This is a genomic window from Streptomyces sp. NPDC025806 (genome assembly GCF_055558275.1).
In genome coordinates, this window is sequence record NZ_JBVHMU010000001.1 from 390,207 (window position 1) to 405,024 (window position 14,818).

Below are 14,818 nucleotides of genomic sequence, written 5' to 3' on the forward strand. Positions count from 1 at the left end.
TACGAGAGGGGCGTACATGGGCTGGGCGGTCCTCTATGCGGCGTTCGGACTGGTGGCGCTGTGGCTCCTCGGTGAGGTGCTGCTGCAGAACAAGGCGCGGCTGCGCTGGCGTCTGCTCGCGTTCGTCGGCTTCCTCGGAGTGGTCCTCGGCGTTCTGATGCCCTCGGTGATCGTCATCGGGATCGGCGCGATCGCCTTCGCGGTCGGCCAGACGTACGTCACGCTCTCTTTCCGCCGCGGCTTCGAGGCCGGCTGGTCTCTCAAGGGCGGCGGCTCCGACGACGAGGAGGAGAGCGCGGGCGCGCCCAGGCGTCGCCGGAAGAAGGAGCCGGTCCACCAGGACCCGACCCTCGAGGTCTCCGACCTGGAGTACGAGCAGGGCGCGCACGACGGGTGGGGCCCCGCCGCCCCCGAGTCCCCGGCCGAGTCCACCGCGGTCTACGCCCCCGAGCCGATGCCCGACGACACGGGCCAGTACGGCGTCTACAGCGACTCCGCCTACGCCCAGGCCGCCACCGGCCCGGCGCCCCAGGACCCGCAGGGCTACGGCTACGACACCAACGCCTTCGGGTACGACCAGCAGCAGAACTACGGCTACGACACCGGCGCCCAGCAGCAGCCGTACGCCGCGCCGTACTCGGACCCGTACATCGGCGGCCAGAGCTACCCGGAGCAGCCCCAGTACGGCGACCCGTACGCGACCGGCGGCGGGCAGCAGCAGTACAGCGACCCCTACGCGACGGCCGCGGGCTACGGCTCGGACACCCCGCCCGGCGGCGTCTGGGTCCCGCAGCAGCGCAGCGGAGACGAGCAGCAGCAGAACTACGGCGGGGAACTGCCGCCCGAGCAGACGTACCCGGCCTACCCGCAGCACGACCCGAACGCGGGCTACGACACCGGCTACAACGAGCAGCAGTACCGGTACTGAGCCGGATCCGCAGCGCAGCTTCAGAAGCAGTGACAGGCACAGCCGCCGGGCCCGCGCCCGGCGGCTGTCGCGTTCACCGGGCCGGCCCGTTCACCTGGCTGCCGCGGTCACTGGGAGCCCTGGAACCCCGGGCCCTCCACGATCAGCCCCGCCACCAGCGCGCCCGACATGCCCGCGTGCGGCAGCCCGCCGCCGGGATGCGCCCAGCCGCCCACCGCGAACAGGCCCGGCACCTCCGTCCCGTTCGCCGCGTGCAACAGGCTCCCGGCCGCCGCCGCGAGCGCGGGCGCGGGCACGGCGCCGCCCACCGCGCCCGTGGCCTCCGCGACGTCCCGCGGGGTGCGCGCCTCCTGCCACAGCAGCCGCTCGCCGAGACCGGGCACCGCGCGCCCGGCCGCCGCGACGACCGAGGCCACGAGATCCTCGCCCACGCGCGCGCCGTTCGGCACCGTCGCCGTGACCGTGACCGCCTCGTGCCCCTCGGGGGCCTGCCCGGCGTCCCCCGTGCGCAGCACCGAGACCGTCGGTCTCCCGGGGCGCGGCGCGCCGTCGAACAGCCAGGCCGCCTCCGCCGCCCGGTCCGTGCCGTGCACCACCGTGCGGTGCGGGGTGTCCTCGGGGCGGTCCCCGCGCAGCGCCAGGTGCACCGTCAGCCGGCTCGGCGCCGCCGCCTCCGGCCGCGCGGGCACCGCGCCGCGCGGCGCACGCTCCGGCAGCAGCCGCTCCAGCACGCCCGGCGCGACCCCGGCCACCACGAACTCGGCGTCCTCCACCGATCCGTCGGCCAGCTCCACACCCGCCGCGCGCCCGTCCTTCACGACGATCCGCCGCACCTCCGCACCGAAGCGGAACTCGACCTTGCGGCGCTCACAGCGCGCGTGCACCGCGTCCGCGAGCGCCCGCATGCCGCCCGTCACGGCCCAGGTGCCGAAGGTCTGCTCCATGTAGGGCAGCACGGCCGCGCTCGCCGGAGCCGTGCGCGGATCGAGGCCGTACGCCAGCGCGTACTGCTCCAGGAGCGCCACCAGACGCGGCTCGCCGGCCAGCTCGAGCGCGCCGATCTCCGCCAGCGTCGTCGCCGCGCGGTCCTTGCGCAGCAGCCGCTTGCGCACCACCGCCGGGTACGGCTCGCGCTCGGCCAGCACCTCCCAGTTCGGCCACAGCGGCTCTTCGAGCAGGGGGCGCCGCGAGCGGTCCCAGGCCTCCCGCGCGCGGTTCATGAACGCCGACCAGCGGGCGCCCGCGCCCGCCCCCACGGCCTCGTCGAGCGCCTCCGCGACGCCCGCCCGCCGTGCGTTGGGCAGGTCCGTCGTCGTGCCGTCCGCGAAGACGTGCCGCACGGCGGGCTCGATCTGGGTCAGACCGACGACGTCCTCCAGCGGCTCCTTGCCGGTCTTCACGAACAGGTCCCGGTACACGGCGGGCAGCAGGAGCAGCCCCGGGCCCGGGTCGAACGCGAACCCGTCACGCTCGACCCGGCCCAGCGCGCCGCCGTACGTCGAGGCGCGCTCGAACACCACCGGTCGGTGGCCTGCGACGGCCAGCCGAGCGGCGGCCGCCATGGCGCCCATGCCCGCGCCGATCACCGCAATTCGTGCCATGCCGGCGACTTTATCCGGCGCCACCGACAACGCCGCCGCGAGGTCAGGGCGGTGGCACCGCGCGGGCCAGCCGCCGCTCCTCGCGCCGCTGCGCCCGCCGCCGCAGGAACCGGCGGATGCGCCGCACCAGCAGGAACAGCAGGATCAGGCCGAGCACCAGGAGCACCGCCGCGATGATCGCGGCCGCCTCCGGATGGAACATCGCGAACGTGACGATCCCGCCGACGCCGAGGTCCTCGGCGGTGCTCAGGACGAAGTTCGACATCGGCTCGGGAGAGGTGTTCACCGCCATGCGCGTGCCGGCCTTCACCGTGTGGCTGGCCAGCGCCGTGGACCCGCCGATCGCGCCCGCCGCGAGATCCGACAGCGAGCCGCTCTGGCCGGCCAGCAGCGCTCCGACGACCGCGCCCGACACCGGCCGGATCACGGTGTGCACCGTGTCCCACACCGAGTCCACGTACGGGATCTTGTCGGCGACGGCCTCGCACAGGAAGAGCACCCCGGCCGCGATCAGCACGTCGGGCCGCTGCAGCGACTCGGGCACGTCCTCGCTCAGCCCGGTCGCGCCGAAGACACCGAGCAGCAGGATCACCGCGTACGCGTTGATGCCGCTGGCCCAGCCGCTGGTGAAGACCAGGGGGAGTACGGACACGGGGGAGAGCGTAACCAGTAGGGCACTCGGTGTGCCTGGGGACGATCACGCGCGTCTGAGTATCCGTACCTAGACGCGGAGATGAGTAGGTACGCGGATGGGCCCGACCTGCGATGACGAGAGAGTGGAGACCACGGAGAGGGACGCGGCTCCCGCACCGCCGACACGGGGCGGCGGAACGGAAGCAGCGTCCTTGGCCGCTCCTCTCACCCGAACGGGTGGGAGCGAGGCACGGGGGACCCGGGGGAGACCGCACGGGGGTTCAACGGGGGACGCGCCGGTCCGGTGAGGCCTGAGGACGACCGCAGGCCACGCCGGACCGGCGCTTCACGTGCTGGCCGGTTGCTCGCGGGACGTGCGCCTCAGGCCTTTTTGGACAGCGGCTGACCGCCGCCCACCCGGCCCTGCAGCAGCAGCGACAGCGCCGCGTGCACGTCGTCCAGGGAGCGCTCCGGCTGGAACGCCTGCCAGTCCAGAGCCGCCACCAGGACCATGCCCACCAGAGCCGCCGCCGTGAGCGGCACGTCGATCTCGTCGCTCAGCTCGCCGCCCTCGACGGCGCCCCGCAGCACACCCTCCACCACGGCCACCGCCTCCTGGCGGACCACGGCCAGCGTGGACTGCCAGGCGCGGTTCGTGCGCCACAGCTCCGCCACGTAGAGCTGCGTGAACGCCGGGTACTGCTCGATGAAGACGAGGCCCGCGCGGATCATCGCGTCCAGCGCGTCCACCTTGCTGCCGCCGCGCTCGTCCGTCGTGCGCGCCGCGTCCCGCAGCGAGGCCGTCAGCAACCCGACGCCGTGCCGCAGCAGCTCCTCGAAGAGCACCGACTTGCTGGCGAAGTTGTAGTAGACCGTGCCCTTCGCGACGCCGGCGCGCTCCGCGATCTCGTCGACCGTCGTCGCGGAGAAGCCCTGCTCCGCGATGAGCGTGACAGCGGCCTCGTAGAGCTTCTGCCGGGTGGCCTGGCGCCGTGTGCTGCTTTCCATGCCCCCGATTCTCACAGGTGCCTTTGTGGCCGCGCTCACAGGCTCAGCTCCGGATGCAGCCGGTCCAGCGTCCACACCTGCTTGCGACGGGCGCTCAGGGCTGTCAGCGCGAGCGCGCCCAGGGTGAAGGCGGTCAGCACCGCGCACGCCTGCCACACCGGGCCGAGCCCGCCTCCGGAGATGAGCCGGCGCAGCGCCTCGACCACGTAGGTCATCGGCAGGAAGGGGTGCAGCGCGTTGAAGAAGCCCGGGCTCGTCTGCACGGGGTACGTGCCGCCGGCCGAGGTCAGCTGGAGCATCAGGAACGCGAGCACCAGGATGCGGCCCGCCGCGCCGAAGCGGGCGTTCAGCCACTGGACGATCGCCGCGAAGCACGCCGTGACCAGGCACAGGAAGCCGATCGTGCCGGCCGCGTGCAGCATCTGGAGGCCGAGCGCCCAGTGCAGTACGGCCATCAGCGCGCCGACCTGGAGCAGGCCGAGCGCGGCCACCGGGAGCCAGCCCGCCAGCGCCACGCGCCAGGAGGAGGCGCCGACGGCGAGGGCCCGCCGGTTGAGCGGCTGGATCAGCATGTAGGCGACCATCGCGCCCACCCACAGGGAGAGCGGGATGAAGTAGGGCGCGAAGCCGGTCCCGTAGTTGGGCGCCTTGTGGAGCGACTGGGAGGCCAGCTGCACGGGGTCGGCCATCACGTCGGTGCGCCGGTCGCGGTCCTGCTTGTCGTAGTCGGGGATCTGCTCGACGCCGTCGTGCAGTCCGCCCGCGAGCTTCCCGGAGCCGTCGGCGAGCTTGAACATGCCGCCGGACAGGTCGTTCGCGCCGGTCTTCAGCCTGCCGACGCCGCTGTCGAGCGCGGTCGAGCCGGTGTGCGCCGTGCCGAGGCCGGTGTGCAGCTTCTTCGCGCCGGCGGCGACCTGGCCCGCGCCCTTGTCGAGCCGGTTGATCTGCGCGACCGCGTTCTCGACGTCCTGGTCGAGGGTCGGGGCGCGCCGGGCGAGCTCCTCGGACTGCTTCTGGAGCGTGGCCAGATGACGGTCCATGAGGGTCAGGTTGCCGTGCTCGTCCTGGACGAGCGTGTCCAGGTCGTCGGAGACCGTGGCGACGTCGTCGGCGGCGGTCGCGGCCTTCTTGAGGTCCGGGCAGGCCGGGTCGTCGAGGAGCGCCTTCTCGCAGCGCTGCTCGTAGATCGTGGCCAGGATGTCGGAGCCCGCGTGCGCGCCCTTGCGGGCGGTCGGGGCGACCTTCACCAGGGTGTCCAGGTTGTGCCGCACGCCCTTGGCGGAGTCGGCGACCAGGCGGGCGGTGTCCGCGATCTGCTTCTTGTTGTTCTTCAGGAAGGGCAGCACCTTGTCGGCGGTGCCGTTCACCTTGTCGGCGAGCGTCCGGGTGCCGGCCGCCACCTGCTTCGACCCGGTCTCCAGGTCGCCCGCGCCCTTGTCGAGCTTCTTCAGGCCGCTCGCCAGGTCGCCGCTGCCCTTCTTGGCGTCCTTCAGGCCGTCGGCGAGATCCTTGGAGCCCTTCTTGGCCTTGCCGATGCCGCCCTTGAGGTCGTCCGCGCCCTTCGCCGCCTTCTGGGTGGCGTCGTGGATGTCCGAGAACGAGATGAAGATCTTGTCCAGGAAGGAGCGTGACGCCTTCGTGGAGGCGGCCGAGCGCACCTCGGAGAACACCGTCCGGGAGATCTGCCCGACGATGTAGTTGTTCGCGTCGTTCGTGCGCACCTTCAGGGCGCCGGTCTCCGGCGCGTCACCGGAGCTGGAGGCGATCCGCTTGCTGAAGTCCGCGGGCATCGTCAGCGACAGGTAGTACGTGCCGTCCTCGACGCCCTCGGCCGCCTGGGCGGCACTGACCTCGTGCCACTGAAAGGTGTCGCTCTCGTACAGACCCTTGGTGATGTCGTCGCCCGCCGTGATCTTCCGGCCCGCGGCGGTCGCCCCCTTGTCGTCGTTGACGAGCGCCACGGGGATCTTGTCGAGCCGCCCGTACGGGTCCCAGAACGACCACAGGTAGAGCGCCCCGTAGAGCAGCGGCAGCAGGAGGAGCGCGACGAGCGCGGCGCGCGGCAGCTTCCCCCTGCCGAAGCGCCTGAGCTCAAGAGCGGCCAGCTTCGGCGAGCGCATCGTCCGTCGTCCCCCCGTCGGTGTCGGTGTCGGTGTCGTGGTCGTCGTTCTTGTCGGTCTTCTCGGCGGCCTGCTCTGACGTGCCCTCGGCCTCGGAGCGCGCCGGGGCGGTGGAGACGGCGATCGCGTCCTCGGGCGCCTCGCTGCACACGGCCACCACGGTCGTGCCGGCCGCCGCGATCGACCGCAGCTGCTCCCAGACCGCGTCCCGCTCGGCGTCCGACAGCTTCAGGTCGGTGTCGTCGACCCCGATCAGGCGGGGCCGGCCGATCAGCGCGAGGGCGAGCGAGAGGCGCAGTGCCTCGATCCGCTCCAGGTCGCGCACGGCGGTACGGGACCCCTTCGGCAGGCTCTCGCGGTCGAGGCCCGCGGCGGTCAGCGCGGAGTCGATCCGCAGCTTCGCCTCGGTCACCCGCTCGGCGCGCGGGCGCAGCAGCCCGCGCAGCCCTCCGCCGAAGCGGCGCTGCAGCAGGGCCCGCTCCTTCAGGTGCTCGGCGACGGTGAGGGCCGGATCGAGATCCGTCACCCCCGGCACGTGCGCGAGCGCGCTCACCCGGCGCAGGGCGGCCATCTGCTTCGGCAGCCGCAGGCCGCCGACCCGGGCCGTGCCCTCGCTCGGCCGCATCCGCCCCGTCAGTGCGAGCAGCAGGCAGGTCCGCCCGCTGCCGGACGGCCCCTCCACCGCGACGAGCGATCCGGCCGGGGCGTCGATGTCCACACCCCGGAACGCCCAGCCGCGCGGCCCCTTCAACCCGAACCCCGCGGCGGTGACGGCGGCGCCGTCCTCCCGGCCGTCCGCGTCCACGACCGCCCCCTCTTTTGAACCGACTTGTGAACCGACTTTTGAACTGACTGGTCAGTACAAAAATAACCCGAACCCCTGAGCGAAGCAAAACCGCAGGTCAGGCCGGATTGTCAGTGGCGTGCCCCACGATGGGCACATACGGCCACTGCGCCGTCACACAGACGACAGGAGGTTCGTCATGGCTGGACATCAGGCACCCACCGCAGCCGCCGCAGGCCGCCGCGCCGCCACCGGCCCTGCCCATGCCCCCTCACTGACCGGACCGGCGAGCGACGTCCACCCGGTGCTCCGCCGGGCCGGTGCCCCGCCCGCCGCCCTCGATCTGCTCGCCCAGGCCCGCGCCGGACTCGACGAGGCCGCCGCCCTGGAGACTCCGAACGAGCGGTACGCGACGGCCCACCTCGCCGCCCTGCGCACCGCCGCCGCCGTCCTCGCCGCCCGCGGCAGGCCCGAGCCCACGCCCCGGCGCCGCGCCAGGATCCGCAGCGCCTGGGAGGTCCTCCCCGAGATCGCCCCCGAGCTGACCGAATGGAGCGCCCTCTTCGCCTCGGGCGCCACCCGCAGAGCCCGCGCCGAGGCGGGCATACGCGGCGCGGCGAGCCCGCGCGACGCCGACGACCTCCTCCGTGACGTGGCGATGTTCCTGCGCCTCGTCGAGCGCCTGCTCGTTCTGCAGCCGGTCCTCCCGCAGCCCCGCCAGGAGGACGACGAGCGACCGGTCCGCCGGGAGGTGCCCGACGCGGGCTGACCGGCCGGGCGGCAGGCCGCAGTCCCGCCGCGCGCGGCGGGACTGACCAGCATGTGAGCGGTCGACGCGGATGGCGTGGGCGTCCGCCCCGGCCCATTAGGGTGGAGGCGCCCGAACCTGTTCACGCTCCGCCACCAGCCGGAGCCGCGCCGAGGAGTCTCAGCCGTGTCGGACCCGATGCGCCCGCCCGTCTCGTCCCAGCCGCAGCCGACGCCGCAGCGCGCCGAGCCGCCCCGGCCCCGTGCCGCGCTGCGGACGGCCGTGGTCTGGGACGTGCTCCAGGACGCCCTCGACCGGCGGGCCAAGGCCACGGGCAGCGACAGTCTCGACGTCCTCGACACCGGGGGCGGCAGCGGGAACTTCGCGGTGCCCGTCGCCCGGCTCGGCCACCGCGTCACGGTGGTCGACCCCAGTCCGAACGCGCTGTTCGCGCTGGAGCGCCGCGCCGCCGAGGCCGGCGTCGCCGACCGGGTGCGCGGCGTGCAGGGCGATGTCTCCGGCCTGTTCGACGTCGTCGAGCACGACGCCTTCGACGCGGTGCTGTGCCACGGCGTCCTGGAGTACGTGGAGGAGCCTGCCGAAGGCGTGCACCACGCGGTGGGCGCGCTGCGTGACGGCGGTGTGCTCAGCCTGCTCGCCGCCGGCCTCGGCGGCGCCGTGCTCGCGCGGGCCCTCGCCGGGCACTTCAAGGAGGCCCGGCAGGCGCTCGGCGACCCGGCGGGCCGCTGGGGCGAGGGCGACCCGGTGCCCCGGCGCTTCACCGCCGACCAGCTCTCCGGGCTCGTCGCCGACGCCGGGGTGGCGGTCGGCGCGGTGCACGGTGTGCGGGTCTTCGCCGACCTCGTCCCCGGCGTCCTCGTGGACACCGAGCCGGGCGCGCTCCAGGAGCTCCTGAAGCTGGAGGCCGCGGCCGCCGAGCTGCCCGCCTTCCACGCCGTGGCGACCCAGCTGCACGTGCTCGGCGAGAAGCGGACGGCCGAAGGGGCCTGAGCCACTCCCGTCAGCCCGCGCTGATCAGCGGCGCAGCGGCAGATGGAGTACGCGACAGGCCCCCCGATACGGCGCTCGGCGCCGTATGATCGAGGGAGACCGCCGGGCATGACGAGCCGGACGCCGGGGAATGACGACCCCGTGAGCCGGAGCGGCGTGCGGCGGTCCGCGATGGTGAAGTTGGCGTAGAGGGGCGGGTTTCACGGGGGCGATTCCCTGCCTATCCTGAAGGGGACCCCCGGTCGCCCCGGCGACTGCACGATGAGGAGGACTCCGTGCCGCTCTCGGAGCACGAGCAGCGCATGCTCGAGCAGATGGAGCGAGCGCTGTACGCCGAAGATCCCAAGTTCGCGACAGCGCTTGAGGGAAGCGGGCTGCGTACGTACACCCGACGTCGGGTCTACCAGGCAGTCGCGGGCTTCCTGGTGGGTATCGCGCTCCTCATGACCGGAATGGTCCTCACCCAGATCTGGATCAGCGTGGTGGGATTCCTCGTCATGTTGGGCTGTGCGGTGCTCGCCGTCACCGGTTGGCGCAAGGCGCCGAAGCCGGGTGAACAGCCGGCGGGAGCCGTGCCGGGAGCGCCTGGTGCGCCTGCGGCGCGACGCCAGGGCCGGCAGAAGCGGTCGATGATGGACCGCATCGAGCAGCGCTGGCAGAAGCGCAGGGACGAGCAGGGCGGCCACTGAGCCGATCGACTCCGCGTGCGGAAGCTTCCGCACGCGGCAGCCGTGTATGCAGACGGGTACGCATAAGACGTGACGCATAAAGGGTGACCACCCGCCGGGTGGTCACCCTTTATGCGTAAGGGGCGCCGCCTGCTTCGGCCCGCCCCCATGAGGGCATGACGGAGCCCCGGCCGATCACGGCCGGGGCCCCGTTCTTCTTCTCAGCCCTGCTGACCCGACGGGCGGGAGCGGAACGCGGTCCAGCGGCTGCGCGTGGTCACCCGGAGGGCCTCCCAGCGCTGGGAGAGCGCCCACACCACCCGGACGGCCGAGCGGGGCGCGAGCAGTGCCCGCAACCGGGTCCTGCGGCTCACCTTCGCGCGCAGCCCGTCGTGCGCCCGCCGCACGTCCTCGCCCAGACCCGCCACCGGCCGCGGCTGCGGCGCGTACAGCACCTGCTCCACCGCCGAGGCCACCCGCTGCACCGACTCCGCCGCGTCCGGCTCCAGCAGGCCGAGCCGCACGATGCGGGCCGCCGTCCTGCGCGGGGTCTGCGAGTCGTCCGGCGGGATGCCGTGGTCCCACGCCGTGTCCGTGAGCTCACGCCAGGCCGCCAGCGTCCGCCCGACGACGTCCGCGTCCGTACGGCCGGCCGCGCCGAGCCTGCGCGCTCTGATCCGCCGGCGCCACAGCATCGGCAGCGACGGCACCACGAGCACGAGCAGCACCCCGAGCGAGACGAGCAGGATCGTGCCGAACGGCGGACCGTCGTCCGGGGAGCCGCCCGCCACGGCGGGCGCCGCGCTGTTGCAGCCGCCCTCCTTGCGCTCGACCAGCGAACAGCTCTGCGACGTGGACGGCTCCGCCGCCGACGGGGCCGCCGAGGCGTCCTCGCTGGGCGCCGCCGAATCGCTCGGGTCGTCCGCCGGGGTGTCCTCCTGCGTGTACGCGGGGACCGTGCCCCGGGTCGGCGTCGGCTCGAAGCGGGTCCAGCCCACACCCTCGAAGTACAGCTCCGGCCACGCGTGCGCGTCGCGCAGCCCCACCGAGTACCGGCCCGAACCCTCGGGCGAGCCCGGCGTGAAGCCGACCGCGACCCGGGCCGGGATGCCCAGCGTCCGCGCCATCGCCGCCATCGAGAACGAGAAGTGGACGCAGAAGCCCTCCTTCTCCTTCAGGAACCGGGCGATCGCCGCCGAGCCGCTGCCCGCCGACACCTGCGTGTTGTACGTGAAGCCGCCCTCGGTCGCGAACCAGTCCTGGAGCTTCACCGCGCGCTCGTAGTTGTTGGACGCGCCCCGCGTGACCTTGCGGGCCGTGGCGCGCACGACGTCCGGGAGCGAGTCGGGCACCTTCGTGAACTCGCGGGCGATCTCGGCGGGCGGCTCGCCCGCGTTCGCCAGTTGCTGCGGCGTCGGCTGCACGATCAGCGACTTGACCGTGTACGACTTCCCGCGCGTGGTCTGCCCGTGGTCGCCCACGAGCGTGCGGCCCACCTGCTCGAAGCGCCAGCGGCCGTCGATCGACACCTCGGAGGCCGGGTACGGCATGGGCAGCCAGTCCTGGGCGTACCAGTCGGCGGCCGAGATCCGCGTCTCGATCTCCGTGCGGCGCACGTCCGGGCCGAGACCCGGCGGTGTGGGCAGCTGAGAGGGGACATCCGTGATGCTGCGCACCGAAGGCCGCCAGCTCGTGCCGTCGAACTCGTCGAGCGCCACGATCCGCATGTACAGGTCGGCGGTCTGCTCCGCGTCCGTCCGATAGGCGAGGACCTGGCGGTCCTCCGGCTGGTTCAGACTGTTCTGCAGCGAGACCAGCGGGTTGACCGCGGAGATCGTGCCGCCGCCGCCCGGGCCGCTGCCCACACCCTTGCCGGACGGGCCCAGCAGGCCGCCGTCCAGGGCGGGCAGGGCCAGCGGCACCACCAGGGCGATGCCCAGCGCCAGCACGCCGATGCGGCGGCCCGTGCGGACCGGAGCGAGCGCCCCGCCCCCGCCGTCCGCCATCGGGGACTGCCCACCTGGCCCCGGCCGGCGGGCGCCGCCGAAGACCCGGCCCCACTGCGAGAGCCGGTCCCGGCCCTCGGCCAGCAGAAGCAGCAGATAGCCGCCGGCCGCGAGCAGGAACCACAGCCAGTCCGTGCCGCCCTCCGACAGGCCGGCCGCCACCGAGTACAGGGCGAGCAGCGGCAGCCCGGCCGGGGCCGCGCTGCGGAACGTCACGGCCAGCGCGTCCACCGCCAGGCCGATCACCAGCGCGCCGCCGACCAGCATCAGCCGGATGCCCTCCGACAGCGGCGCGGGGATCATGTACCGGCTCACGTCGTCGCCGCCGGCCGCCAGGAGCTCACCGAAGTGGTGGATCGCCTCCGGGCCCGGCAGCACCATGCCCAGGGCCTGCTCACGGGCGAAGACCAGCGTCAGCAGGAGCAGGCTGACCACGGCCTGCACGGTGACCGTCAGCGCCCGCGCGAGCGGCACCCGGCGGGCCGCCGCACCCACCGCGGCCTGGATCACCAGCAGGATCGCGGCCTGCACGATCCACGTCGACCGGTCGACCAGCGGCAGAAGGGCGCACGTGGCGAGGAACGTCGCCAGCGTCGCGCTGATCGAAAGTCGCGTACCGCCGCTCATGCCCAGCCCCCACTGCCGCCCTGCGGCGCGGACAGGACGCCGGAGCGCTCCTGGTCCGCCTGCCGCCACATCTCCCCGAGGGAGGCCCCCGAGGGCACCGCCACCGCGGTCCAGCCCGCCTCGCGCAGCAGCCGCAGCCGCTCGGCGCACCGCGGTGACACCGGAGCGCCCGCGCCCTGTGTCCACGCCTCGCTGTCCAGCACGAAGGCCACCGCGCCACCGCTGCGCCGCCGCATCTTCGCGGCGATCGCGGCCTGCTCCTCGTCGAGATCGCCGAAGAACGCGATCAGCAGTCCCTCGTTGCCCCCGCGCAGCACGTCGTAGGCGGGGGAGAGGGCCGATCCGTCGGAATGGTCGACGACCGCGAGCGTGTCCATCAGCAGACCCGCCGCGTCCGCCGACTCCTGGCCGGAACCGGTGAACCCGTCACCGCCCTCGCCCGCGACCGCGCCGCCCCGGTCCGTCAGGAGCCGCACCGAGAAGCCCCGCTCGATCATGTGCACCAGGACGGACGCCGCGCCGGACACCGCCCACTCGAAGGCCGAGTCGGGGCCCGCGCCCAGGTACGCCGCGCCGCGCGTGTCCAGGAGCACCGAGCAGCGGGCCCGCTGGGGCTGCTCCTCGCGGCGCACCATCAGCTCCCCGTAGCGTGCCGTGGAGCGCCAGTGCACCCGGCGCAGGTCGTCGCCGTAGCGGTACCCGCGCGGGATCACGTCGTCCTCGCCGGCCAGCGCCAGCGAGCGCTGGCGCCCCTCCCCGTACCCCTTGGCCTCGCCGGACAGTCGCACCGGGGGCAGCGCCTCCACGCGCGGGATCACCGTCAGGATGTCGTACGAGGAGAAGGAGCGGGTCAGCTCGCACATGCCGAAGGGGTCGGTCAGGCGCAGCTGGAGCGGGCCCAGCGGATAGCGGCCGCGCAGGTCCGAGCGGACCCGGTACGACACCTCGCGGCGGCCCCCCGCCTCGACCCGGTCGAGCACGAAGCGGGGCCGCGGACCGAGCACGTAGGGCACCCGGTCCTGGAGCATCAGCAGTCCGGTGGGCAGCCGCGAGATGTTGTCCATCCGCAACTGCACCCGGGCCTCGGAGCTCGCCGGTACGCGCGCGGGGGAGAGACGGCGGCTGCCCGAGACCCGGTAGCGGGTGCGGTACAGGACGCCGGCGCAGACCAGGGGCAGCACCGCGAGCAGCAGTCCGACCCGCAGCAGGTCGCTCTGGCCCAGCACATAGGCGCAGATCGCCGCGGCGATCCCGGCCGCGAGGAAGGAGCGGCCACGCGTGGTCAGACCGGCCAGCGCGGTGCGCAGCCCGCTGCGGTCGCCCCGGTCGTCGCCCGGCCCGTCCGCGTCGGCGAAGGCGCCCCCCGGCCCCGCCGCGTAGTGCCCCCCTGCCGACATCAGATCCTCCGCGAGCCGGGCGGCTGCGCGCCGTACGCCGGGGGCGGTGTGTGGTCGAAGGCGCCGGGCGCGCGCGAGTCGGCGGCCGGGACGGGAGTGCGCTGCAGGATGTCGAGCACGACCTGCTCGGCCGTGCGGCGGTTCAGCTGGGCCTGGGCCGTGGGCAGGAGGCGGTGCGCGAGGACCGCGACGGCCAGCGCCTGCACGTCGTCGGGCAGCGCGTACTCCCGGCCGCTGAGGGCCGCGGACGCCTTGGCCGCGCGCAGCAGGTGCAGCGTCGCGCGCGGGGAGGCGCCCAGTCTGAGGTCCGGGTGCGTGCGGGTCGCGGAGACCAGGTCGACCGCGTAACGCCGCACCGGGTCCGCGACGTGCACCGAGCGCACCGCGTCGACCAGCTTCACGATCTCGTGGGCGTGCGCCACCGGCTGCAGGTCGTCCAGCGGGGAGACACCGCCGTGCACGTCCAGCATCTGCAGCTCGGCGTCCGGGCTCGGATAGCCGATGGAGACGCGGGCCATGAATCGGTCCCGCTGCGCCTCGGGCAGCGGGTACGTACCCTCCATCTCGACCGGGTTCTGCGTGGCCACCACCATGAAGGGGCTCGGCAGCTCGTAGCTCTTCCCGTCGATGGTGACCTGACGCTCCTCCATGGACTCCAGGAGAGCGGACTGGGTCTTCGGTGACGCCCTGTTGATCTCGTCGCCGATCACGATCTGCGAGAAGATCGCGCCGGGCTTGAACTCGAAGTCACGCCGCTGCTGGTCCCAGATGGACACACCCGTGATGTCCGAGGGCAGCAGGTCGGGCGTGAACTGGATGCGGCTCACCGAGCAGTCGATGGACCGCGCGAGCGCCTTGGCGAGCATCGTCTTGCCGACGCCGGGGACGTCCTCGATGAGGAGGTGTCCCTCGGCGAGCAGCACCGTCAGCGAAAGCCGTACGACCTCCGGCTTGCCCTCGATCACGCTCTCCACCGACCTGCGCACCCGCTCCACAGTGGTGGTCAGATCAGTGAGGCTCGCTCGATCGTCATAGGTCGTCACCCGGCCCTCCTCGGCCCGTACTTTCCGGGCCGACGCTCTGCGATGCGGACCGGCCCACCCCGAAACACGGACACCACGCGCCAAAGGTTCCCTAGCTCGCGCGGGGTGCCACACCCGCATTCTTGTTGGCGCCACCGGTTCGTGTCACTCGCCTGTGGACAACTGGCCGCGATATGTCAGGGCTTACAGCCTTTTGAGGGGAACGCCGGCGGATCGGGAACCCCGGACGGGAGCCCGGGGTCCG

The 14,818-nt window shown here is 73.5% G+C and carries 12 protein-coding genes; 4 read left to right on the plus strand and 8 right to left on the minus strand.

Annotated elements, in window-relative coordinates:
- Positions 1-16 precede the first annotated feature (16 nt).
- Positions 17-928 carry a TMEM165/GDT1 family protein gene (locus ACZ4E1_RS01785; protein WP_467534839.1) on the plus strand — a complete coding sequence of 304 codons (912 nt, stop codon included), beginning with the start codon at positions 17-19 and terminating at the stop codon, positions 926-928.
- Between the two features lie 107 nt (positions 929-1,035).
- On the opposite strand, the gene ACZ4E1_RS01790 is transcribed toward ACZ4E1_RS01785, so the two are convergent.
- The 5 genes from ACZ4E1_RS01790 to ACZ4E1_RS01810 all read right to left on the minus strand — a co-directional run bounded on the left by ACZ4E1_RS01790 (position 1,036) and on the right by ACZ4E1_RS01810 (position 7,095).
- Positions 1,036-2,529 carry a phytoene desaturase family protein gene (locus ACZ4E1_RS01790; protein WP_467534840.1) on the minus strand — a complete coding sequence of 498 codons (1,494 nt, stop codon included), beginning with the start codon at positions 2,527-2,529 and terminating at the stop codon, positions 1,036-1,038.
- Between the two features lie 43 nt (positions 2,530-2,572).
- Positions 2,573-3,181 (minus strand): DUF4126 domain-containing protein, encoded by a 609-nt coding sequence (locus ACZ4E1_RS01795; protein ID WP_467534842.1) that lies wholly within the window; start codon positions 3,179-3,181, stop codon positions 2,573-2,575.
- A gap of 362 nt (positions 3,182-3,543) precedes the next feature.
- A complete protein-coding gene (locus ACZ4E1_RS01800; protein ID WP_467534844.1) occupies positions 3,544-4,170 on the minus strand; it encodes a TetR/AcrR family transcriptional regulator in 627 nt (208 codons plus the stop codon).
- A gap of 35 nt (positions 4,171-4,205) precedes the next feature.
- Positions 4,206-6,290, minus strand: coding sequence for a YhgE/Pip family protein (locus ACZ4E1_RS01805; RefSeq protein WP_467534846.1), 2,085 nt, complete (start codon positions 6,288-6,290; stop codon positions 4,206-4,208).
- The gene (locus tag ACZ4E1_RS01810; protein WP_467534847.1) at positions 6,262-7,095 is read right to left on the minus strand and encodes an ATP-binding cassette domain-containing protein; all 834 of its coding nucleotides are present in this window, start codon (positions 7,093-7,095) and stop codon (positions 6,262-6,264) included. The genes ACZ4E1_RS01805 and ACZ4E1_RS01810 overlap by 29 nt, the downstream gene beginning before the upstream one ends.
- Positions 7,096-7,273: 178 nt before the next feature.
- Between ACZ4E1_RS01810 and ACZ4E1_RS01815 the strand changes: the two genes are divergently transcribed.
- The 3 genes from ACZ4E1_RS01815 (at position 7,274) to ACZ4E1_RS01825 (ending at position 9,522) form a co-directional block, all read left to right on the plus strand.
- Positions 7,274-7,843: an SAV_6107 family HEPN domain-containing protein gene (locus ACZ4E1_RS01815; protein WP_467534849.1), complete on the plus strand. Its 570-nt coding sequence runs from the start codon at positions 7,274-7,276 to the stop codon at positions 7,841-7,843.
- A 165-nt stretch (positions 7,844-8,008) separates the two neighbouring features.
- Positions 8,009-8,833 carry a methyltransferase gene (locus tag ACZ4E1_RS01820; protein WP_467534850.1) on the plus strand — a complete coding sequence of 275 codons (825 nt, stop codon included), beginning with the start codon at positions 8,009-8,011 and terminating at the stop codon, positions 8,831-8,833.
- Between the two features lie 275 nt (positions 8,834-9,108).
- A complete protein-coding gene (locus ACZ4E1_RS01825) occupies positions 9,109-9,522 on the plus strand; it encodes a DUF3040 domain-containing protein (protein ID WP_399126823.1) in 414 nt (137 codons plus the stop codon).
- Positions 9,523-9,722: 200 nt separating this feature from the next.
- Here the strand turns inward: ACZ4E1_RS01825 and ACZ4E1_RS01830 are convergent, their stop codons facing one another.
- From ACZ4E1_RS01830 to ACZ4E1_RS01840, 3 genes are read right to left on the minus strand one after another with little or no spacing between them, the layout of a single operon-like run.
- On the minus strand, positions 9,723-12,134 hold the full coding sequence (locus tag ACZ4E1_RS01830; protein ID WP_467534852.1) for a transglutaminase TgpA family protein: 2,412 nt from the start codon (positions 12,132-12,134) through the stop codon (positions 9,723-9,725).
- Entirely contained in the window at positions 12,131-13,531 is a 1,401-nt protein-coding gene (locus ACZ4E1_RS01835; protein WP_467534854.1) for a DUF58 domain-containing protein, read from the minus strand. Before ACZ4E1_RS01835 ends, ACZ4E1_RS01830 begins: the two co-directional genes overlap by 4 nt.
- Positions 13,531-14,574 carry an AAA family ATPase gene (locus tag ACZ4E1_RS01840; protein ID WP_467534855.1) on the minus strand — a complete coding sequence of 348 codons (1,044 nt, stop codon included), beginning with the start codon at positions 14,572-14,574 and terminating at the stop codon, positions 13,531-13,533. The genes ACZ4E1_RS01835 and ACZ4E1_RS01840 overlap by 1 nt, the downstream gene beginning before the upstream one ends.
- Positions 14,575-14,818 lie beyond the last annotated feature (244 nt).

Coding starts and splice junctions, on each gene's coding strand:
- ACZ4E1_RS01785 (WP_467534839.1), top strand. CDS start 17: ATGGGCTGGGCGGTCCTCTATGCGGCGTTCGGACTGGTGGCGCTGTGG.
- ACZ4E1_RS01790 (WP_467534840.1), bottom strand. CDS start 2,529: ATGGCACGAATTGCGGTGATCGGCGCGGGCATGGGCGCCATGGCGGCC.
- ACZ4E1_RS01800 (WP_467534844.1), bottom strand. CDS start 4,170: ATGGAAAGCAGCACACGGCGCCAGGCCACCCGGCAGAAGCTCTACGAG.
- ACZ4E1_RS01805 (WP_467534846.1), bottom strand. CDS start 6,290: ATGCGCTCGCCGAAGCTGGCCGCTCTTGAGCTCAGGCGCTTCGGCAGG.
- ACZ4E1_RS01815 (WP_467534849.1), top strand. CDS start 7,274: ATGGCTGGACATCAGGCACCCACCGCAGCCGCCGCAGGCCGCCGCGCC.
- ACZ4E1_RS01830 (WP_467534852.1), bottom strand. CDS start 12,134: ATGAGCGGCGGTACGCGACTTTCGATCAGCGCGACGCTGGCGACGTTC.
- ACZ4E1_RS01835 (WP_467534854.1), bottom strand. CDS start 13,531: ATGTCGGCAGGGGGGCACTACGCGGCGGGGCCGGGGGGCGCCTTCGCC.